This is a genomic window from Streptomyces sp. NPDC017225 (genome assembly GCF_044331465.1).
Taxonomy (GTDB): Bacteria; Actinomycetota; Actinomycetes; order Streptomycetales; family Streptomycetaceae; genus Streptomyces.
The window spans coordinates 301,842-322,688 of sequence record NZ_JBIRNE010000009.1; the positions used below are offsets into that span (position 1 = coordinate 301,842).

The following is a 20,847-nucleotide window of genomic DNA, read 5'->3' on the forward strand; positions in this document are numbered from 1 at the left end:
ACCCTTGACCCATGCCCGAAGGAGACACGGTCCGGCAGGCCGCTCGGCGGCTGCACGAAGCCCTCGCGGGCAAGGTGCTGACTCGGAGCGACTTCCGCGTGCCCCGGTACGCCACGGCCGACCTCACCGGCCGTACGGTCCTGGACGTCACCCCGCGCGGCAAGCACCTGCTCACCCGCGTCGAGGGCGGCCTTACGGTGCACTCGCACCTGCGGATGGACGGCTCCTGGAAGGTGTTCGCGGCCGGTCAGCGCTGGAGCGGCGGCCCGGCGCATCAGATCCGGGTGATCCTCGGCACCGTCGACCGCACGGCCGTCGGCTACCGCCTCCCGGTGCTGGAGCTCCTCCGCACCGCCGACGAGGAGCGCGCCGTCGGCCACCTCGGACCGGATCTGCTCGGCCCGGACTGGGATGCCGAGCAGGCCCTGGCCAACTTGCGCGCGGAGCCCGCCCGCCCTCTCGGTGAGGCCCTGCTCGACCAGCGCAATCTCGCCGGTATCGGCAACGTCTACAAGTGCGAGCTCTGCTTCCTGCTCGGCGTCACCCCCTGGCTCCCCGTCGGCGACCTGCCCGCCGCCCACGCCGTGAAGCTGGTCGCGCTCGCGAAGCGGCTCCTGGAAGCCAACCGCGACCGCCCGGTCCGCCGTACGACCGGCCTGCGCGGCCAGGACCTGTTCGTGTACGGCCGCGCGTCCCGCCCCTGTCCGCGCTGCGGCACGCCGGTGCGCGTGGCGAACCAGGGCGACGGCTCCCGCGAGCGACCCACGTACTGGTGTCCGACCTGCCAGGCCGGGCCCGCGCCGTACCCGGGCGGCTTCGCCGGCACGTGGCCGCGACGTGGGGCGGGGTGACTCGACCGACAGGCTCGGCCCGCGCGCTCAGCCGCCAGCGCGGCACCCGCGGTTCAGTCGGCGAGTTCAGCCGGCGAGCAAGGAGTCCATCTGGCCGACCGCCTCGCGCAGCCCCTCCTCCATCCCCATCTTCACGAGCTGGTCCAAATGCTCCCGGGTGTCGAAGACCGAACGCATCTCCATGCGCGTGCCGCCGTCCCGCTCGGTGAGCGTCACCCGGGTCACGGTCGTCGGCATGCCGGCGCTCGGCACGCCGTTCGCGTCGGCGAATCCGTCGGTGAACTCCAGGGACGTCGGCGCGTCGACGGAGGTGACCCGCCACCACCCACGATGCTTGTCGCCCTCCGGGCCGGTCATGACGTACGTGACGCCTCCGCCCGGGGTCAGGTCGTACTCCTCCACCGTCGCCGGGTAGGTCGGCGGGCCCCACCAGCGCTCCAGCTGCCGTGGGTCGGACCACAACCGCCACACCCGCTCGACCGGGGAGGCGAAGTCGGCGGTCAGGGTGAAGGTCAGGTTGTCGAGATCCCTGTTCAGGCTTGTGACACTCATCCGCTCTGTCCTTCCGTCGAGTCGTGCGCACCGGATTCCGCATCGGCAGCCGGAATCACGACCCGCCCGGGCCGGACCGGCCGGAGTCGAAAGAGCCCGAGTCCGAAGGACCAGGGCCCGAAGAGCCCGGCCCCGCCGCCGGCCGAGGGCAACGTGACGCGGCCGCGTCACCCGGACCCCCCGCCGTACGCAGGGCGCGGCGCCACCTGCCCGCGCTCACGGCCCCGGCGGCCCGGCGCCGCGGCACACAGTGCACGGGCAGCACGCTCAATCCCCAGCCGCCGACCGCGACCGTCCCTTCGAGCACCCCGGCGCCTGGCGCCAGTGCCAGACGCAGCACGGCCCACCACCAGAGCACGCCGACCCCCAGCGCGGCCGCCCGGCGAACCGTCCGTGCCCGCGCCATCCTCGCGTCATCCGTTTCCGGCCTGGAACATCCAGTGCTGCTTCTCGAGATCGGCCGTGATCTGGATGAAGATGTCCTGACTCACCGGATCGGGGTCCCCGGTCGCGGCGATCCGCTCCCGCATCCGCCCGATCACCGCCCCCAGGGCGTCCACGATCGTCCGTACCGCGTCGGTGTCGTCGACCCACCCTTCCGGGGTCACTCCGATGCCGCTGCCCACGGCCACCGTCGCGGCACGCCCGTCCGGGGAGACGCCGAGCGCCGAGGCGCGCTCCGCCACGGTGTCGGAGTGCGTGCGCGCGGTGTCGACGAGTTCGTCGAGCTGGAGGTGTACGGAGCGGAATCGCGGTCCGACCACGTTCCAGTGGATCTGCTTGGCCACCAGGGCCAGGTCCACCAGGTCGACGAGGCCGCCCTGCAACGCCTCGGAGACGGTCTTCAGGTCCGCGTCGGTCAACGGGCTCTTCACGACGTACATCCACGCCTCCGTCGGTCGCCCCCCGGCCATGTCCCTCCACGATGACCGCACCACCGGGGACCGGCAAACCGGGCGAACCACCACCGAAGCCCCTCACCGTCCCCGTGCGAACCCACCCGCGCACGCCGAGGACTCACCCGCCGCACCGCACGCAAAAACCCCGACCGCACCTCTCCGGTCTCCCGGAGAGACCCCGGCCGGGGCCTCACACGCACACGTTCTCAGCGCTCAGGCGGCGACGACGTCCACTGCCTCGGCGGGCGCCTTGATGGTCACCCGCTCCGGTGGCACACCGGTCACCGAAACCGAACCCAGCATCGGACGCACCGGCGCGGGCACGGTCTCGCTGGGCGTGGCCGCAGCGGACTGGGCCAGCTCGGCGAGGGCCAGTTCGTCACTCACTTCCCGCATGAGCTCGGACATCCGTACGTCCAGCGCGTCGCAGATGGCGGAGAGCAGCTCGGAAGACGCCTCCTTCTGCCCCCGCTCCACCTCGGAGAGATAGCCGAGTGAGACTCGGGCGGACGAGGAGACTTCGCGCAGCGTACGGCCCTGGCGTTGGCGCTGCCGACGCAGCACGTCACCCAGTAGGCGACGGAGCAGAATCATCGGTCGCTCCCTCCTCGGACCGTGTAACCGCATCCTTCACGCCCCACCGTACCGCCTCGCGCCGCGGCCGTGCGGGGAGCGATGTCGTGTTCACTCAGGGCTGCAAACATCAAAACCCCCCGTTCCGTTCCGTATCCTGTGCCCGCTCATTCCCGGTCTGTTCGCCCGCAAGCTCCCTCAAAAGGAGTGCGAGTACGCTCCGTACACTCTCCATACGAATTTCCGCGCGGTCGCCGTTCAACCGCAGGGCCTCCACTTTTCCGCCAGAGGCGGAACCATCGTCTGCTCCGACGGGTCCGTCGACGGCCACGAAGACCGTCCCGACGGGCTGTCCGTCCTGTGGGTCAGGGCCGGCGACGCCCGTCGTGGCGATGCCCCAGTCGGCGCCCAGCGTCTTGCGCACGCCTGCCGCCATCTGGGCCGCGACCTGCGGATCCACCGCTCCACGCGCCGCGAGGAGGGCGGCGTCGACGCCGAGCATCTCCCGCTTCAGCTCCGTCGCGTAGGCGGTGACGGACCCCCGGAAGGCCTTGGAGGCCCCGGGGACCGCCGTGATCGCGGACGCCACCATTCCACCGGTCAGTGACTCGGCGACCGCGAGGGTCTCGCCCTTGACCGTGAGTAGTCGCACCACGTCGGCGGCCGTGGAACTCAAACTTCCGTCTCCTTCAACGCCGCTCTGCGCTCGGCGATTCCCTGGCGGCGCAGCACAATGGCCTGTTTCACGTAGTCCAGCCCGGTCGCGACGGTCAGGACGACCGCCGCCGCCATCACCCAGAACCTCAGGGTGGCCAGCGGCCCCGTCAGCGCCAGGACGTACATGCCGACGGCGATGCCCTGCGTGAGGGTCTTGATCTTGCCGCCCCGGCTCGCGGGGATGACGCCGTACCGGATGACCACGAAACGCAGCACGGTGATCCCGAGTTCCCGGCCGAGGATGACGGCGGTCACCCACCACGGCAGATCGCCCAGCGCGGACAGACAGACGAGCGCCGCCCCCATGATCGCCTTGTCGGCGATGGGGTCGGCGATCTTCCCGAAGTCGGTGACGAGGTTGTACGTGCGCGCCAGGTGACCGTCGAAGAGGTCGGTGATCATGGCGACGGCGAAGGCCGCCCAGGCGAAGGAGCGCCAGGCCGGGTCGTAGCCGCCGTTGCCGAGCAACAGGGCGACGAAGGCCGGCACGAGGAGCAGCCGGAGCATCGTCAGCAGATTGGCGACGTTCCAGACGCTCGCCTGGTTGACGGCAGCGGCCGCGATCTTGCCGCCGCGCCCGCCGACACCGCCCTCGGACGCACCGCGTTCCACGGAGCCCCCGGGAGTCGTACGCTCCACCGGAGTCGTACGCGCGCCGGCGGCCGAACGCTCACCCGGTCCCTGCGCGGCGCCCGAGGCACCACGCGGGCCGGGCCTGCGCGCACTGGAGGAGCCGCCCGCCGCGGACGCCGGGACTCCGGTCATCTGCCGGTCTCCTCACTCCACTCGGGTGACCCCGGCAGCGGTTCGGCCACCAGGTCGACACCCTCCGTACCGACCACCTTCGCATCGACCATACGACCGACACCGAGGCCTTCGCCGCTCGTGAGCAGCACCTGGCCGTCCGTCTCCGGCGCCTGGTGCTCCGCGCGGCCGCGCACCCCGTCCCCCTCGTCGGCGGACTCCACGGACTCGACGAGCACGCGCACGGTCGCGCCGACACGCTCCTCGGCCCGCTGCGAGACGAGTTCCTCGGCCAGCCGGGACACCCGTGCCAGCCGCTCCGCGACGACGTCCTCGTCCACCTTGTCGGCGTAGGTCGCCGCTTCGGTGCCCTCCTCGTCGGAGTATCCGAAGACGCCGATGGCGTCGAGCCGCGCGTGGTTCAGGAACCGCTCCAGCTCGGCGAGGTCGGCCTCGGACTCGCCGGGGAAGCCCACGATGAAGTTGGAGCGCACGCCGGCCTCGGGGGCCTTGCTGCGGATCGTGTCGAGCAGCTCCAGGAAGCGGTCGGTGTCGCCGAAGCGGCGCATCGCGCGCAGCACGTTCGGAGCGGAGTGCTGGAAGGACAGGTCGAAGTAGGGCATGACCTTGGGGGTGGAGGTCAGCACGTCGATGAGGCCGGGACGCATCTCGGCCGGCTGGAGGTAGCTGACGCGCACCCGCTCGATGCCGTCGACGTCGGCCAGGTTCGGCAGCAGCGACTCCAGCAGGCGGATGTCGCCGAGGTCCTTGCCGTAGGAGGTGTTGTTCTCGGAGACCAGCATGACCTCCTTGACGCCCTGCTCGGCCAGCCACCGGGTCTCGTTCAGCACGTCGCTCGGGCGGCGTGAGATGAAGGAGCCGCGGAAGGACGGGATGGCGCAGAAGGAACAGCGCCGGTCGCAGCCGGAGGCCAGCTTCACCGAGGCGACCGGGGAGCCGTCCAGTCGGCGGCGAAGCGGCGCGCGGGGCCCCGAGGCCGGGGCGACGCCCTCGGGGAGGTCGGTCGGGCCGTGCCCGGGCAGGGCGACCGAGGCGCCGGCCTCCTGCCGCTCGGCGGGGCTGATCGGCAGCAGCTTGCGCCGGTCGCGCGGGGTGTGGGCGGCGTGGATGCCGCCGTTCAGGATGGTCTGCAGGCGGTCGGAGATGTCGGTGTAGTCGTCGAAGCCGAGTACACCGTCGGCTTCCGGAAGGGCCTCGGCGAGCTCCTTGCCGTACCGCTCGGCCATGCAGCCCACCGCCACCACGGCCTGCGTTCTGCCGTGGCCCTTGAGGTCGTTGGCCTCCAGGAGGGCGTCGACGGAGTCCTTCTTCGCGGCCTCGACGAAGCCGCACGTGTTCACGACGGCGACGTCCGCTTCCCCGGCGTCCTCGACGAGCTTCCAGCCGTCCGCCTCCAGACGGCCTGCGAGCTCCTCCGAGTCCACCTCGTTACGGGCGCAGCCAAGGGTGACGAGTGCGACGGTACGGCTTTCAGGCATGGGCTCAAGACTACTTCGTCCCGCCGACAGCCCACGTCGACGGGGTTGCCCGATCCTGGTCGACCCGTCCGCGCAGGTGTTTTCCGTGCCCTATCCGACCTGCGGGTCGCCCTTCGTGTACGTCAGGCGTTCCACGGCGCCCGGCTGGAAGTCGTCCTCGATCTTCTTGCCGTTGACGTACAGCTCGATCCCGCCGGCGTCACCGAGGACGAGGTTGACCTTCTCGTTGTCCTGGAAGGTCTCGGAATCGCCCTGCTTGAGCAGGCCGTCGAAGAGCAGTCGGCCGTTGTGGTCCTTCGCGGAGATCCAGCTGGGGGCGTCGATGGCGCTGACCTTGACCGTCACCTTGTCCCGCGGAGCGGCGGCGATGGCACTGTCGGTCGGGTCCGGCTTCGGGTCGGCGGGCTTCTTCGGCTTCGCGCTCGGCGAGGCGGACTCGCCGGCCGTCGGCTGGGCTCCCTCGGCGACGCTCGCCTCGGATCCCTCGTCTCCGCCCTTGACGAACGTGAAGCCGACGAAACCGATCACCGCGACGATCGCGGCGACCATGGCAGCGGTCCAGTTGGGTCCGCGCCGCTCGGGCCGGATGCGTTCCGCCTCGAACAGGGGTGCGGCCGGGGTCGGCGCCGGGCGCCCTCCGTGCGCGGCGTCGAACCGCGCGAGCAGCTCGGCGGGGTCCAGTCCGACGGCCTTCGCCAGGGTCCTGATGTGACCGCGCGCGTAGACGTCACCCCCGCAGGGCGTGAAGTCGTCCGCCTCGATGGCGTGCACGATGGCGATGCGGACGCGGGTGGCGTTGCTGATGTCGTCGACGGTCAACCCGGCGGCGACCCGCGCCTGCTGCAGGGCACGGCCGACGGAGGGGCGGGCTTCCTCGGAAACGCCCTCAGAAACGTCTTGGGACACGTCTTCGATCGGACGCTCGTCTTCAGGAGAGTTGCCGTTGGACACGGGGGCGCCTTTCGAGCGTATGGCCGCCTGCGCTGGACGTTCAGTCTAGGGGGGGTACAAACCGGTGGGGCAACCGGACGGTCGTACTTTGTACGCCATCGGAATGGCCCCGCGTCCCGATGGTGGATTACCTGTTTGTCGTTTCCCTGAACTTGACGTACGCCATGGGAGAACGGTTGCCCGGTGATCCCTAACGGGTGAGTCACGATCGGCCACCGGGCCGCCGTGACCCACCGTCGGGGAACACCGCGCGTGCCGTTCCCTACCCTTCAGACTCCCCCCGGATCAGCGCGAGCACGCCGTCCAGCTCGTCAGGCTTCACAAGAACGTCACGAGCCTTCGATCCTTCGCTCGGCCCGACGATGCTCCGCGACTCCATCAGGTCCATCAGCCGCCCGGCCTTGGCGAAGCCGACGCGCAGCTTGCGCTGCAGCATGGAGGTCGACCCGAACTGCGTGGAGACGACCAGCTCGGCCGCCTGGCACAGCAGGTCGAGGTCGTCGCCGATGTCCTCGTCGATCTCCTTCTTCTGCTTGGTGCCGACGGTGACGTCCTCCCGGAAGACGGGCGCCATCTGGTCCTTGCAGTGCTGGACGACGACCGCGACCTCCTCCTCGGTCACGAAGGCGCCCTGCATACGGGTCGGCTTGTTGGCGCCCATCGGCAGGAAGAGGCCGTCGCCCTTGCCGATCAGCTTCTCGGCGCCGGGCTGGTCGAGGATGACCCGCGAGTCGGCCAGGGAGGACGTGGCGAAGGCCAGCCGGGAGGGCACGTTGGCCTTGATCAGGCCGGTGACGACGTCCACGGAGGGCCGCTGGGTGGCGAGCACCAGGTGGATGCCGGCCGCGCGCGCGAGCTGCGTGATCCGCACGATGGCGTCCTCGACGTCCCGCGGCGCCACCATCATCAGGTCGGCCAGCTCGTCCACGATCACCAGCAGGTACGGGTACGGCTGGAGCTCGCGCTCACTGCCCTCGGGCGGTTTGGCCCTGCCCTCGCGCACCGCGCGGTTGAAGTCGTCGATGTGCCGGTAGCCGTAGGCGGCGAGGTCGTCGTAGCGGAGGTCCATCTCCCGTACGACCCACTGGAGCGCCTCCGCGGCCCGCTTCGGGTTGGTGATGATCGGCGTGATCAGGTGCGGGATGCCCTCGTACGCGGTCAGCTCGACCCGCTTGGGGTCGACCAGGATCATCCGGACGTCCTCCGGGGTCGCCCGCATCATGATCGAGGTGATCAGGCAGTTGATGCAGGACGACTTGCCGGAGCCGGTGGCACCGGCGACCAGTATGTGCGGCATCTTCGCCAGCGAGTGCATGACATAGCCGCCCTCGACGTCCTTGCCGAAGGCGACCAGCATCGGGTCGTCGTCCTCGGCGGACTCCGCGAGGCGCAGCACGTCGCCGAGGTTGACCATCTCCCGGTCGGTGTTGGGGATCTCGATGCCGACCGCGGACTTGCCGGGGATCGGGCTGATGATCCGCACGTCGGGGCTGGCGACGGCGTACGCGATGTTCTTGGCCAGCGCGGTGATCCGCTCGACCTTCACGGCGGGCCCGAGCTCGACCTCGTAGCGCGTGACCGTCGGCCCGCGGGTGAAGCCGGTGACGGCGGCGTCGACCTTGAACTCGGTGAAGACAGTGGTCAGCGAGGCGACTATGGCGTCGTTGGCGGCGCTGCGCGCCTTGCCGGGGCCGCCGCGGGTGAGGAGGTCGAGGGCCGGCAGTGAGTAGGTGATGTCGCCGGAGAGCTGGAGCTGCTCGGCGCGCGGCGGCAGGTCCCGTTCCTTGGGGAGCGGGGACTTGGTGAGGTCGGCGACGACCGCCGTGCCGTGCTCGGAATCGTCCTTGCGCGCCTTGTTGTCCTGCTTCAGCTTTCCCGGCTGCGGGCGCGGGGCCGGCACGGGCGTCGGAGTCGGCGTCGACTCGCGGTCCCCCGTGCTCACGCCCTGGGTGAGGTCCGCGACCAGCGGCGAGGGCGGCATCCCGTGCAGCACGGCACCGTCGAGCGCGGCGGCGGCCGCGGCGGCGACGTCCACGGCGTCCATCGGCCGGTTCATCTCGGGCTGCGGTACGGCGGACCGCCGGGGCCTGCCGCGTCGCCGGGTGAGCGCGTCCTGCTCGGCCGCGTCGGGGTCGTACGGCTGCGCCGCCGGGCCCCCGCGTCCGCGGGACTTCGCGGGCAGCGCCTCGCGCCACTGCTCCTCGTAGCGCTCGTCGTCCTCGCCGAACGCGTCGGCGTCCGGAGCCCGGACGAGACCGAGGCGTTCACCGAGCAGCCGCAGCCGCTGCGGGATGGCGTTGACCGGGGTGGCCGTGACGACCAGCAGTCCGAAGACCGTGAGCAGCACGAGCAGCGGCACGGCCAGGACGTCGGTCATCGTGTACGACAACGGGGTCGCCGCGCCCCAGCCGATGAGGCCGCCGGCGTCTCTTATGGCCTGCATGCCGTCACCGCGGGCCGGTGAGCCGCAGGCGATGTGGACCTGGCCGAGGACGCCGATGACGAGCGCGGACAGGCCGATCACGATCCGGCCGTTGGCCTCGGGTTTCTCGGGGTGACGGATCAGGCGCACGGCGATGGCGCCGAGCAGGATCGGCACGAGCAGGTCCAGCCGGCCGAAGGCACCGGTCACGAGGATCTCGACGAGGTCGCCGACGGGGCCCTTGAGGTCGGCCCAGGTACCCGCGGCGACGATCAGCGCGAGGCCGAGCAGCAGCAGCGCGACGCCGTCCTTGCGGTGCGCCGGGTCGAGGCCCTTCGCGCCCTGCCCTATGCCGCGGAAGACGGCTCCGACGGCGTGCGCGATACCCAGCCAGAGGGCGCGTACGAGCCGGTAGACGCCGCCGGTCGGGCTGGGCGTCGGTGCGGGCGCGGGCTTCCTCGCCGCGGCCTTCTTGGCGGATGCCTTCTTCGCGGGTGCCTTCTTCGCGGGTGCCTTCTTCGCAGCGGCCTTCTTCGCCGGAGCCTTCGCCGGAGCGGCCGCCTTCTTCGCGGGCTGCTTCTTGGCTGCGGAGGGACGTGAGGCCATAGGTGTGAGGTTACCGGGGGAGACGGCGCTCGACACGTGTGCCCACCGCTTCACCCGTTCGTGTCGCCCGCGGGAAAGTCCGGAACTGACGCTTCCGGTAAAGCCGCTGACACGCCCTCATGGGCCAGTCCGACCGATCTCGTCGACCCGGCCCGCAGACGGCCCTCGGTTGACCGCGGCCCGACTGACCGACGGCGCTCAGTTGACCGCGGGCCGGCTTCCGGACGTGCCCGGCTCCAGGGCGTCCAGCGCCCTCCGCAGGCCGGTGAGCTTGCGCTCCAGATGCGCCGCCGTCGCCACCGCCGCGGCGTCCGTCGACTCGTCACCCAGCTGCTTGGAGAGCGCCTCGGCCTGCTCCTCGACGGCCGCCAGCCGCGCCGACAGCTCGGCGAGCAGCCCCGCGGGCTCCTTGGCCTCCCCGCCGACGGCCTTGCCGCCGCCTTCCAACTGGAGCCGCAGCAGGGCCGCCTGCTCGCGCAGCTGACAGTTCTTCATGTACAGCTCGACGAAGACGGAGACCTTCGCCCGCAGCACCCACGGGTCGAACGGCTTGGAGATGTAGTCCACCGCGCCCGCCGCGTACCCGCGGAAGGTGTGGTGCGGGCCGTGGTTGATCGCCGTGAGGAAGATGATCGGGATGTCCCGGGTCCGCTCCCGTCGCTTGATGTGCGCGGCCGTTTCGAAACCGTCCATGCCCGGCATCTGGACGTCCAGCAGAATGACCGCGAAGTCGTCCGTGAGCAGTGCTTTGAGCGCTTCCTCCCCGGACGATGCCCGCACCAGCGTCTGATCGAGCGCCGAGAGGATCGCCTCCAGCGCCAGCAGATTCTCCGGCCGGTCATCGACCAGGAGGATCTTGGCCTTCTGCACCATGGCCCGCCCTCCTCGCCCCGGCGTGGGGCCTCCCCTGTCCGCAGGACTTGGGGCAGCACCGGCGGGCGCCGCCCCAGGGGACGACTCCCTTGCGCCGCCCGTCCTTGTGCCGGTCATCGTAGCCGCACCCCGCCTGTCACCACACCCTGTCACCGCGATGTCACTGTGTACGTAGCAGAAACGCATCGGGGGACCAGAAGGTTCCCCGAATCCCGTACTTCTACACGGCTTCGGGCACACTGAGTCAGCAACTCCGCGTGAACACCGAAGGTTCCCGCCACCTACGCGCCTCCCACGTTCCCACACCGCCCGAACGGGCCGTGCGGACGGTGCCCCCCACATGCCGACAACACCGTGCCGTGCGCACCGGGGACGCCGTGCCCGTGTACCACGGACACCATGACCGGACGTACCGCGGGCACGGTGTCCGAACGCGCCGTCCGGTTCCCGTTCGAACCCGCTCCTCACTCCTCCCGCATCCACTGCCGCATCACCGTCAGCAGGTGATCGGGGTCGACCGGCTTCGTCACGTAGTCGGAGGCACCCGACTCGATGGCCTTCTCCCGGTCGCCCTTCATCGCCTTCGCGGTCAGCGCGATGATCGGCAGACCGGCGAACTGGGGCATCCGGCGGATCGCCGTGGTCGTCGCGTACCCGTCCATCTCGGGCATCATGATGTCCATCAGGACGACCGCCACGTCCTCGTGCTGCTCCAGGACCTCGATGCCCTCGCGCCCGTTCTCGGCGTACAGCACGGACAGGCCGTGCTGCTCCAGGACACTGGTGAGCGCGAAGACGTTACGGATGTCGTCGTCGACGATCAGCACCTTCTGTCCGCCGAACCGGATCCCGCGGTGCGACTGCGGCGCCTGCTCCTCCCGCTCGACGGCCGGCTGCCGCTCCTGTACCGCGGCCCGCTCCTCGGCCTCCACCGTCCTGCGGCGGCGCCGGAAGAGCGCCGCGGCGACGTTCTGCGAGTCCTGGTACGACCTCACCTCGGCCGGCATCTCGATCTGCGCCCCCGGCAGCTCGACCGCGACGCCCGAGGACGCCAGCAGGTCGCCCGCCTCCAGGGACGGCATGGCCTGCTGGTAGCCGTGCGGGGGCAGCTCGCTCAGGTGCAGCGGCAGGTAGAGCGTGAACGTCGACCCGCGGCCCGGCTCGCTCTGCGCGTGGATCTCGCCGCCCAGCAGCTGCGCGATCTCCCGCGAGATGGACAGTCCCAGACCCGTACCGCCGTACTTGCGGCTGGTGGTGCCGTCCGCCTGCTTGAACGCCTCGAAGATCACCCGCATCTTGCTCGCCGCGATCCCGATCCCGGTGTCGCTCACGGAGAACGCGATCAGCGGCGCGTCGGGATCGGTCATCGAACCGGCCTCCAGCAACTGCTCCCGGATGGCCTGCGGTACCTCGTCCCGGGCCGGCCGGATGACCAGCTCGACCGCTCCGGAGTCGGTGAACTTCACCGCGTTGGACAGCAGGTTGCGCAGCACCTGGAGGAGCCGCTGTTCGTCGGTGTGCAGCGTGGCGGGCAGCTCCGGCGACACCCGCACCGACAGGTCGAGGCCCTTCTCCGCGGTCAGCGGCCGGAACGTGGCCTCCACGTAGTCGACGAGCTGGACGAGCGCGATACGCGTCGGAGAGACGTCCATCTTGCCCGCCTCGACCTTCGACAGATCGAGGATGTCGTTGATGAGCTGGAGCAGGTCGGAGCCGGCGCCGTGGATCGTCTCGGCGAACTCGACCTGCTTCGGGGACAGGTTCGCGTCGGCGTTGTCGGCGAGCAGTTTGGCCAGGATCAGCAGCGAGTTGAGCGGCGTACGCAGCTCGTGCGACATGTTGGCCAGGAACTCGCTCTTGTAGCGCATGGAGACCGCGAGTTGCTCGGCGCGCTCCTCCAGGACCTGCCGCGCCTCCTCGATCTCGGTGTTCTTCACCTCGATGTCGCGGTTCTGCTGCGCCAGCAGCTCGGCCTTCTCCTCCAGTTCGGCGTTGGACGACTGGAGCGCCTTCTGACGTTGTTCCAGTTCCTCCGAACGGTCCCGGAGTTGCTCGGTCAGCTCCTGCGACTGCTTCAGCAGTACCTCCGTCTTGGTGTTGACGGAGATGGTGTTGACGCTCGTCGCGATCATCTCGGCGATCTGGTTGAGGAAGTCCTTCTGGATCTGCGTGAACGGGGTGAAGGACGCCAGCTCGATGACGCCGAGCACCTGCCCCTCGAACAGCACCGGCAGGACGATCACCTGGGCGGGCGGGGCCTCCCCCAGCCCGGAGGAGATCTTCAGGTACCCGCTCGGCGCGTTCTCCACGAGGATCGTGCGCTTCTCCTCGGCGGCCGTCCCGACCAGCGCCTCCCCCGGCCGGAACGAGGTGGGCATGGAGCCCATCGAGTAGCCGTACGACCCGAGCATGCGCAGCTCGTACTGGTCGCTCTGGGCGCCCGCCTGGTCCTGGCCGTCGACGTGGGGCATGGCGAGGAAGAACGCCCCGTGCTGCGCGGAGACCACCGGAGTGAGCTCACTCATGATCAGCGAGGCCACGTCCTGGAGGTCCCGGCGGCCCTGCATCAGCGCGGAGATCCGCGCCAGATTGCCCTTGAGCCAGTCCTGCTCCTTGTTGGCGATCGTGGTGTCGCGCAGGTTGGCGATCATCTTGTTGATGTAGTCCTGGAGCTCGGAGATCTCCCCGGAGGCGTCCACGTCGATCTTCAGGTTCAGGTCGCCGCGCGTCACCGCGGTCGCCACGCGCGCGATGGCACGCACCTGCCGGGTGAGATTCCCGGCCATCTCGTTCACGGACTCGGTCAGGTCCCGCCAGGTGCCGTCGACGTCACGCACGCGTGCCTGACCGCCGAGCTGACCCTCCGTGCCCACCTCGCGGGCCACACGGGTGACCTCCTCGGCGAAGGACGACAACTGGTCGACCATCGTGTTGATGGTCGTCTTCAGCTCGAGGATCTCCCCGCGCGCGTCGATGTCGATCTTCTTGGTCAGGTCGCCCTTGGCGATGGCCGTGGTGACCATGGCGATGTTGCGCACCTGACCGGTCAGGTTGGACGCCATCTGGTTCACCGACTCGGTGAGGTCCTTCCAGGTGCCCGCCACCCCCGGCACCTGTGCCTGGCCGCCCAGGATGCCGTCGGTGCCCACCTCGCGGGCCACCTTGGTCACCTGGTCGGCGAAGGACCGCAGCGTCCGCACCATGGTGTTGAAGGTGTCGGCGAGCTGCGCGACCTCGCCGCGCGCCTCGATCGTCACCGTCCGCGTCAGGTCGCCGTTGGCGACGGCCGCGGCCACCTGGGAGATGTTCCGCACCTGGACCGTGAGGTTCTTGGCCATCAGGTTGACGTTGTCGTTGAGGTCCTTCCAGATGCCCACGACGCCGGGCACGCTCGCCTGACCACCGAGGATGCCCTCCGTACCCACCTCACGCGCCACCCGGGTGACCTGCTCGGCGAAGGACGACAACTGGTCCACCATCGTGTTGACGGTCGTGACCAGCTCGAGGATCTCGCCCTTGGCGTCGACGGTGATCTTCTTCGACAGGTCGCCCTTGGCCACGGCGGTCGTGACCTCGGCGATGTTGCGGACCTGCATGGTCAGGTTGTTGGCCATGCCGTTCACGGACTGCGTGAGGTCCTTCCAGGTGCCGGAGACGCCCTGCACCTCCGCCTGGCCGCCGAGGATGCCCTCGGTACCCACCTCGCGGGCCACCCGGGTGACCTCCTGCGCGAACGACGACAGCTGGTCCACCATCGTGTTCAGGGTGTTCTTCAGCTCCAGGATCTCCCCGCGCGCGTCCACGGTGATCTTCTGCGACAGGTCACCGCGGGCCACCGCCGTCGCGACCTGCGCGATGTTGCGCACCTGACCCGTCAGGTTCCCGGCCATGCCGTTCACCGAGTCGGTCAGTTCGCGCCACACACCGGCGACCCCGGGCACCTGGGCCTGGCCGCCGAGGCGGCCCTCCGTACCCACCTCTCGGGCGACGCGGGTGACCTGCTCGGCGAAGGACGACAACTGGTCGACCATCGTGTTGATGGTGTTCTTCAGCTCCAGGATCTCGCCGCGCGCGTCGACGTCGATCTTCTGGGACAGGTCGCCCCGCGCCACAGCCGTCGTCACCTGGGCGATGTTGCGCACCTGGGAGGTCAGATTCCCCGCCATCGAGTTGACGGAGTCCGTGAGCTCCTTCCAGGTCCCCGACACTCCGTCCACGCGGGCCTGGCCGCCGAGGCGGCCCTCCGTACCCACGTCCCGGGCCATCCGCGTGACCTGGTCGGCGAAGCTGGAGAGCTGGTCCACCATCGTGTTCACGGTGTTCTTCAGCTGGAGCATCTCGCCGGAGACGTCCACGGTGACCTTCTGCGACAGGTCACCGTTGGCCACCGCCGTCGTCACCTGGGCGATGTTGCGCACCTGGCCGGTGAGGTTGCGGAACGCGGTGTTGACGGAATCCGTCAGGTCCTTCCACGTCCCCGCCGCACCCGGCACCTGCGCCTGACCGCCCAGCTCACCCTCGACACCGACCTCGCGGGCCACGCGGGTGACCTCGGCGCCGAAGGAGGACAGCTGGTCCACCATCGTGTTGACGGTGTTCTTCAGCTCCAGCATCTCGCCGGCCACGTCCACCGTGACCTTCTGCGACAGGTCACCGTTGGCCACCGCCGTCGTCACCGCGGCGATGTCGCGCACCTGAGTGGTCAGGTTCCGGAAGACGGTGTTGACGGAATCCGTCAGGTCCTTCCAGATCCCCGCCGCACCCGGCACGTTCGCCTGGCCGCCGAGCTGCCCCTCGCCACCGGTCTCGTTGGCCACGCGCGTGACCTCGTCCGCGAAGATCCGCAGCGTCTCGGTCATCTGGTTGATCGTCTCGGCGAGCTGCGCGACCTCGCCGCGAGCCGGCACCGTCACCTTCTTCGACAGGTCACCGTTGGCCACCGCGGTCGTCACGTGGGAGATCTCGCGCACCTGGGCCGTCAGGTTCCCGGCCATGGTGTTGACGGAGTCGGTGAGCTCCTTCCACACCCCGGCCACGCCCGGCACCTGCGCCTGCCCGCCCAGGGCGCCCTCGGTGCCGACCTCACGAGCGACGCGCGTCACTTCGGACGAGAACGCGGAGAGCTGGTCCACCATCGTGTTGACGGTGTTCTTCAGCTCCAGCATCTCGCCGGCCACGTGAACCGTGACCTTACGGGACAGATCACCCTTGGCCACCGCCGTCGTCACCAGCGCGATGTCCCGCACCTGCGCGGTGAGCCGGTACGCCATCGTGTTGACGGAGTCCGTGAGGTCCTTCCACGAACCGGACATGCCGCGCACCCGGGCCTGTCCGCCCAGCTTGCCCTCGGTCCCGACCTCGCTGGCCACCCGCGTGACCTCGTCCGTGAACGTCGACAACTGGTCGACCAGGTTGTTCACAGTCCGCCCGACCTTCAGGAACTCACCGCGCAACGGCTGCCCGGTGCCCTCCGCCGTCTGCGTCCGCAGCTCCATGCGGGGCGACAGGTCACCGTCCGCCACCGCCGACAGCACCCGGCTGACCTCGGAGACCGGCCGTACGAGGTCGTCCACGAGCGCGTTCGAGTTGTCGATCGCGGCCGCCCACGAGCCCTCGCAGGCACCCGTCTCCAGTCGCTCCGTGAGCTTTCCCTCACGCCCGACCATGCGCCGCACCCGGGCCAGCTCACCCGTGAGATGGAGATTGCGGTCGGCCACCTCGTTGAAGACCGCCGCGATCTCCGACATCACACCGTCGCCGGACACCGTGAGCCGCTTGCGGAAGTTCCCCTCCCGCATGGACACGAGTGCCGCGAGCAGCCGGTTCAGCGCGGCCGTGTCCACCGTCGTACTGCCACCCCGCGTTTTGCCCTGGTTACTCAGGGACTGTCCGCCTTTCGCGCGCGTCTTCGTGGCCCGCGTCGCTGCGCCAGACTCCACTGTGTCCCTCCCGCAGGGGTCGACCGTTACCGCTGTGCCCGGACACCACCGCTCGGCGGACCGGTTACTACCGCGTACTTCCGTGCTTCCGCACGGTCCGGACCGGCTCGCCGGACCGCTTCCAGGGCTGCTGCCCACCGCACTCGGTGCGCATTCAACCCGCCCTGACCTTCATAAGAAGCTTGCCCAGTGTTTCACCCCGGCCGAACCCGGCCATAACAGTTCGGCAGCTTCGCACATCGTCCGCACACCCTCTGGGCGGAAACACTGCGGACCGGCATCCGCATGGACGGCGAAGGTAAGTAACCTTGCATGCGGCTGTCCAGCCACACCGGTGAGTCCGGCCTGGGCGGTGGCACGGAGACGAGCGGGCATCGGAGGGGCGGCCGGAATGACCACCGGACTGATCCCGGGGGAGCAGCCCCCGGATCCCGGGCCGACGGGTGGACTGCCGCAGCAGCGGCGAGACCCGGTCGGCCATGAGGCCGTGCACGGGGAGAGAGGGTCGAGGAGTTCTGTGATCACCGCGCGCGCGGCCGCCAGCTTCGAGCCCGTCGGACGATCGGTGGCGAGCGCCCGGTCCTTCGTCCGGGACACGCTCCAGGGCTGGGGCCATGCCGACATCGTCGACGACGCCGTGGTGCTCACCAGCGAACTGGTGACCAACGCCGTGGTGCACGCCGGCACCACCGCCGACGTCGTGTGCCTGCGCGGCGACGACGGCGTACGCATCGAGGTGGCCGACCACTACCCCGAGCGTGAGGTCCCCCTCCAGGGCTCCCCCGCGACCATGGGCAGCCTCGACCGCGAGGGCGGCCGCGGCCTCCAGCTGTGCGCGGCCCTGGCCGACCGCTGGGGCGTCGAGTACACGCCCACACTGAAGAACGTCTGGTTCCACCTGCATCTCCCGGAGCGCCCGGTCGGCACCCGCGCCGCCGGCCCCGCCCTTCCCGCCGATCTGCTCCCCCTCGCCGACGCCCGCGTCCGTGTCGCCGTCGTCCAGATCGACCGCACCGGTGCCGTCTCCTCCTGGAACGAGGACGCCGAGGAGCTCTTCGGCTACCCCGCCGAGCAGGTCATCGGCAAGCCGCTCACCGACCTCGCCGCCTGGCCGCACACCCCGGGCACCAGCACCGGCATCGCCGAGGCACTCCAACTCTCCCGCTGGGAGGGCAGCTACGGCATAAGGGACGCCAACGGCCGCGTCACGCCCGTCTACGCCTCCCACCTCCGCGTCCGCGACGCCGGCGGCGAGCCCTCCACGGTCTGCCTCCTCGTCCGGGACCACGAACGCGCGGTCCTGCAGACGCCGTCGCGCGTGCCGTCCTCCGACTCCGCCGCCTCCTCCGAGGGCCAGAGTGCCGACCCCTTCGAGGTGTTCATCGGCTCCCCCGCCCCGGACGACCTCGACGGCCTCCTCCAGCGCACGGTCGAACGCGCCCGCGACATGCTCGACGCCGACGCCGCCTTCCTGCTCCTGGCGACCGACGACGAAACGGAGTTGGAGGTCCGCGCCTCCACCGGCCTGCCCTCCGCCCGCCAGCGCTTCGCCCGTGTCCCGGTCGAGGCCGGCCCCGGCCGCTACGGCTCCGCTCGTATGCCCGCCGTGCACGACGACCTCGCGGCGGTCCCGGGCGTGGTCCCGCTGCTGAACGGCACGGGCATGCGCTCGGTCGTCACCGTCCCCCTCAAGGTCGAGGGCCGCCTCACCGGCTCCCTCGGGGTCGCCGCCGAGTCCGCCGGCCGGTACTCCAACGAGGAGGCGCTGCGCCTCCAGTTCGCCGCCGACCGCATCGCCCTGGCCGTCGAGTCGGCGCGCCTGGGGGAACTGGAACGGCTGCGCCGCGGCTCCCTCAGCTTCCTCGTCGAGGCCTCCGACCTGCTCGCCGGCACCCTCGACCGCGACCAGACGCTGGCCCTGATGGCGCAGATGACGGTCCCGACCCTGGCCACCTGGTGCGCCGTCTACACCATCGCGGACCAGGCGTCGGACCCGTACCTCTCCTACGTCCTGCACGAGGACGAGGAGCTCATCGACGGCATCAAGTCCCTGCTGTCGAAGATCGCCCCGCCCGACCCGGTGCCCACCCCGGGCGCCCGCGTCTGGCCGGCCCCCGGCGAGGTGGCCCACCAGGCGGCGCTGCGGACCTCCATGCGCGACCTCGGCCTGAGCGGCGGCCCGGCGCACCAGATGAGTTCGAGCATCGGCCCGACCCTCGCCACGGCCTCCGCGGTCGGCGGCGAGACCGTGGTCCTGCCGCTGGTCGCACGCAACCGTGTCATCGGCATGCTCACGCTCGGCAAGCCGACCGACGAACACTTCCGCCAGGAGATCCTGGAACTGGCCGAGGATCTCTCCCGCAGGGCCGCCCTGGCCCTGGACAACGCCCGCCTGTACTCGGAGCGGACTGCCATCAGCCAGTCCCTCCAGCGCAGCCTGCTGCCCCCGGAACTCCCCGTCATCAACGGCGTCGAGGTCGAGGTCATCTACCGCGCGGCAGGCGAGGGCAACGAGGTCGGCGGCGACTTCTACGACCTCTTCCCGATCAGCGAGGACGCGTACGGCTTCGCCATCGGCGACGTCTGCGGTACGGGCCCGAACGCGGCGGCCGTCACGGGCCTGGCGCGGCACGCCCTGCGCCTGCTGGCCCGCGAGGGCCTCAGCGGCCCGGCGGTCCTGGAGCGCCTCAACTCGGCCATCCTCGACGAGGGCGCCCGCAGCCGCTTCCTCACGCTGCTGTACGGCGAGATGCGCCCGCAGGAGGACGGCAGCGCGGAGCTGAAGGTGGTCTGCGCCGGCCATCCGCTCCCGCTCCGTCTGCGCCAGGACGGCACGGTCGAACCGGCGGCGGAGCCGCAGCCCCTCCTCGGTGTCATCGAGGACCTGGAGCTGTACGAGCAGACGGTCACCCTCGACCCGGGCGACGTCCTGCTCTGCGTCACGGACGGCGTCACCGAACGCCGCGAGGGCACGCGCATGCTGGGCGACGACGGCCTCGCGGACGTCCTCACCACGTGCACGGGACTGACGGCCGGCGCGGTGGCGGCCCGCATCATGCGCGCGGTGGAACGCTTCGCGTCGGACGCCCCGTCCGACGACATGGCGATTCTCGCGATGCGGGTCCCGGAGCCGCACGCGGACTAGGGCACCGGCCCCGGGCATGCGAAAGGCCCCGCCCGATTGGGCGGGGCCTTTCGTGGTGGAGCCCCCAAACGGAATCGAACCGTTGACCTTCTCCTTACCATGGAGACGCTCTACCGACTGAGCTATGGGGGCCTGTCGCTTCGCGTGGTTTCCCTCGCGGCAACGGAATAGATCATACCCCGAACAGGCTGGTGCTCCCAACCACGCCTGTCAGTGCGCGGGCTGCAGGAGCCCTCCGAGCGCGTTGCAGGCGGACACGACGCGCTGCATGTCCCGCCTGGTCAACGAGGCGTCGACCGGCAGCGCGAGCGTCTCGTCGGCGGCCCGCTCCGTTTCCGGCAACGACACGCACCGCCGGAAACCGGGCATCCGGTGCACCGGCGTCTGCACCGGCACCCGGCACTCGACTCCCCTGCCCCGCACGGCTCGTGCGAACGCGTCACGGTCCGGCCGCCCGTTGCCCGGCACTCGCACCACGTACTGCTGGTAGGTGTGCCCGTCACCCCAGTCCGGGATGCGCACGCCCCTCAGTTTCCCGTCGAGGTAGGCGGCCCGCTGTCTGCGCTGCGCCATCTCGTCGTACGACATCTCCGACTCGCCCCGCTCCAGCACGAGCAGCCCGTGCCTCTGCCCGACCCCGCGCAGTGGCCCCATGTCCGCCGGCCGCCCGAACCGGTGTACGGCCACCACGGCGGCGGTCCGGGGCGTCAACGCCGCCTCCACCGAGGCGGCGTGCAGACAGTACGACTCCGGATCTATGTCGGCGAAGACCGGCGACGCGCCGATCAGAACCACGGCTTCGGCGACTTCCACGTTCCCGAAGGCAGGTACGACGACCTCGTCACCGACTCCTACGCCGGCGGCCCTGAGCATTGCTGCAGTACCCATGCCGGTGATGGTGGTAGCGCAACGTGAACTTCAAGTAACGGAGAACAAAAAAGGGTTGGACCCTGAACCGAAGTTCGGGATCCAACCCTTTTGAATGATTGTTCGGCGGCGTCCTACTCTCCCACAGGGTCCCCCCTGCAGTACCATCGGCGCTGTAAGGCTTAGCTTCCGGGTTCGAAATGTAACCG

Annotated in this window: 13 protein-coding genes, 1 tRNA gene and 1 rRNA gene; 2 read left to right on the forward strand and 13 right to left on the reverse strand. The window is 70.3% G+C overall.

The features are described from left to right. The first annotated feature begins 11 nt into the window (after positions 1-11). Positions 12-851 (forward strand): Fpg/Nei family DNA glycosylase, encoded by an 840-nt coding sequence (locus ACH4NX_RS21865; RefSeq protein WP_398128332.1) that lies wholly within the window; start codon positions 12-14, stop codon positions 849-851. A 66-nt stretch (positions 852-917) separates the two neighbouring features. Here the strand turns inward: ACH4NX_RS21865 and ACH4NX_RS21870 are convergent, their stop codons facing one another. From ACH4NX_RS21870 to ACH4NX_RS21915, 10 genes are all read right to left on the reverse strand, one after another. Continuing rightward, a complete protein-coding gene (locus tag ACH4NX_RS21870) occupies positions 918-1,403 on the reverse strand; it encodes an SRPBCC domain-containing protein (RefSeq protein ID WP_398128333.1) in 486 nt (161 codons plus the stop codon). A 413-nt stretch (positions 1,404-1,816) separates the two neighbouring features. Continuing rightward, a complete protein-coding gene (locus ACH4NX_RS21875; protein WP_351392551.1) occupies positions 1,817-2,287 on the reverse strand; it encodes a DNA starvation/stationary phase protection protein in 471 nt (156 codons plus the stop codon). Positions 2,288-2,515: 228 nt separating this feature from the next. Beyond that, positions 2,516-2,896 (reverse strand): helix-turn-helix domain-containing protein, encoded by a 381-nt coding sequence (locus tag ACH4NX_RS21880; RefSeq protein ID WP_007387871.1) that lies wholly within the window; start codon positions 2,894-2,896, stop codon positions 2,516-2,518. Positions 2,897-3,005: 109 nt separating this feature from the next. Continuing rightward, entirely contained in the window at positions 3,006-3,551 is a 546-nt protein-coding gene (locus ACH4NX_RS21885) for a CinA family protein (RefSeq protein WP_351392547.1), read from the reverse strand. Further along, positions 3,548-4,357, reverse strand: a complete 810-nt coding sequence (pgsA, locus tag ACH4NX_RS21890; RefSeq protein WP_398128334.1) for a CDP-diacylglycerol--glycerol-3-phosphate 3-phosphatidyltransferase — start codon at positions 4,355-4,357, stop codon at positions 3,548-3,550. Before pgsA ends, ACH4NX_RS21885 begins: the two co-directional genes overlap by 4 nt. Then, positions 4,354-5,835, reverse strand: coding sequence for a 30S ribosomal protein S12 methylthiotransferase RimO (gene rimO / locus ACH4NX_RS21895; protein ID WP_398128335.1), 1,482 nt, complete (start codon positions 5,833-5,835; stop codon positions 4,354-4,356). The genes pgsA and rimO overlap by 4 nt, the downstream gene beginning before the upstream one ends. Before the next feature lie 90 nt (positions 5,836-5,925). Next, positions 5,926-6,786 carry a helix-turn-helix domain-containing protein gene (locus ACH4NX_RS21900; RefSeq protein ID WP_351392538.1) on the reverse strand — a complete coding sequence of 287 codons (861 nt, stop codon included), beginning with the start codon at positions 6,784-6,786 and terminating at the stop codon, positions 5,926-5,928. Positions 6,787-7,048: 262 nt separating this feature from the next. Next, positions 7,049-9,814, reverse strand: a complete 2,766-nt coding sequence (locus ACH4NX_RS21905; protein WP_398128336.1) for a DNA translocase FtsK — start codon at positions 9,812-9,814, stop codon at positions 7,049-7,051. 198 nt (positions 9,815-10,012) lie between these two features. Beyond that, positions 10,013-10,687, reverse strand: coding sequence for a response regulator (locus ACH4NX_RS21910; RefSeq protein WP_351392533.1), 675 nt, complete (start codon positions 10,685-10,687; stop codon positions 10,013-10,015). Between the two features lie 464 nt (positions 10,688-11,151). After that, positions 11,152-16,626: a HAMP domain-containing protein gene (locus ACH4NX_RS21915; protein WP_351392530.1), complete on the reverse strand. Its 5,475-nt coding sequence runs from the start codon at positions 16,624-16,626 to the stop codon at positions 11,152-11,154. Between the two features lie 391 nt (positions 16,627-17,017). Here ACH4NX_RS21915 and ACH4NX_RS21920 point away from each other — a divergent pair, with 391 nt between their 5' ends. Next, entirely contained in the window at positions 17,018-19,771 is a 2,754-nt protein-coding gene (locus tag ACH4NX_RS21920; protein WP_398128337.1) for a SpoIIE family protein phosphatase, read from the forward strand. A 56-nt stretch (positions 19,772-19,827) separates the two neighbouring features. Here the strand turns inward: ACH4NX_RS21920 and ACH4NX_RS21925 are convergent. From ACH4NX_RS21925 to rrf, 3 genes are all read right to left on the reverse strand, one after another. Next, positions 19,828-19,903, reverse strand: a tRNA-Thr gene (locus ACH4NX_RS21925). Between the two features lie 78 nt (positions 19,904-19,981). Beyond that, positions 19,982-20,644 (reverse strand): DegT/DnrJ/EryC1/StrS family aminotransferase, encoded by a 663-nt coding sequence (locus ACH4NX_RS21930; protein WP_351392965.1) that lies wholly within the window; start codon positions 20,642-20,644, stop codon positions 19,982-19,984. Between the two features lie 115 nt (positions 20,645-20,759). Continuing rightward, positions 20,760-20,847, reverse strand: a 5S ribosomal RNA gene (gene rrf, locus ACH4NX_RS21935); the annotation flags it as partial.

Excerpts from the sequence above, each read along its gene's own strand:
- ACH4NX_RS21875 (WP_351392551.1), bottom strand. The coding sequence starts at position 2,287 with ATGTACGTCGTGAAGAGCCCGTTGACCGACGCGGACCTGAAGACCGTC.
- pgsA (WP_398128334.1), bottom strand. The coding sequence starts at position 4,357 with ATGACCGGAGTCCCGGCGTCCGCGGCGGGCGGCTCCTCCAGTGCGCGC.
- ACH4NX_RS21905 (WP_398128336.1), bottom strand. The coding sequence starts at position 9,814 with ATGGCCTCACGTCCCTCCGCAGCCAAGAAGCAGCCCGCGAAGAAGGCG.
- rimO (WP_398128335.1), bottom strand. The coding sequence starts at position 5,835 with ATGCCTGAAAGCCGTACCGTCGCACTCGTCACCCTTGGCTGCGCCCGT.
- ACH4NX_RS21865 (WP_398128332.1), top strand. The coding sequence starts at position 12 with ATGCCCGAAGGAGACACGGTCCGGCAGGCCGCTCGGCGGCTGCACGAA.
- ACH4NX_RS21930 (WP_351392965.1), bottom strand. The coding sequence starts at position 20,644 with ATGCTCAGGGCCGCCGGCGTAGGAGTCGGTGACGAGGTCGTCGTACCT.
- ACH4NX_RS21880 (WP_007387871.1), bottom strand. The coding sequence starts at position 2,896 with ATGATTCTGCTCCGTCGCCTACTGGGTGACGTGCTGCGTCGGCAGCGC.
- ACH4NX_RS21910 (WP_351392533.1), bottom strand. The coding sequence starts at position 10,687 with ATGGTGCAGAAGGCCAAGATCCTCCTGGTCGATGACCGGCCGGAGAAT.
- ACH4NX_RS21920 (WP_398128337.1), top strand. The coding sequence starts at position 17,018 with ATGACCACCGGACTGATCCCGGGGGAGCAGCCCCCGGATCCCGGGCCG.
- ACH4NX_RS21870 (WP_398128333.1), bottom strand. The coding sequence starts at position 1,403 with ATGAGTGTCACAAGCCTGAACAGGGATCTCGACAACCTGACCTTCACC.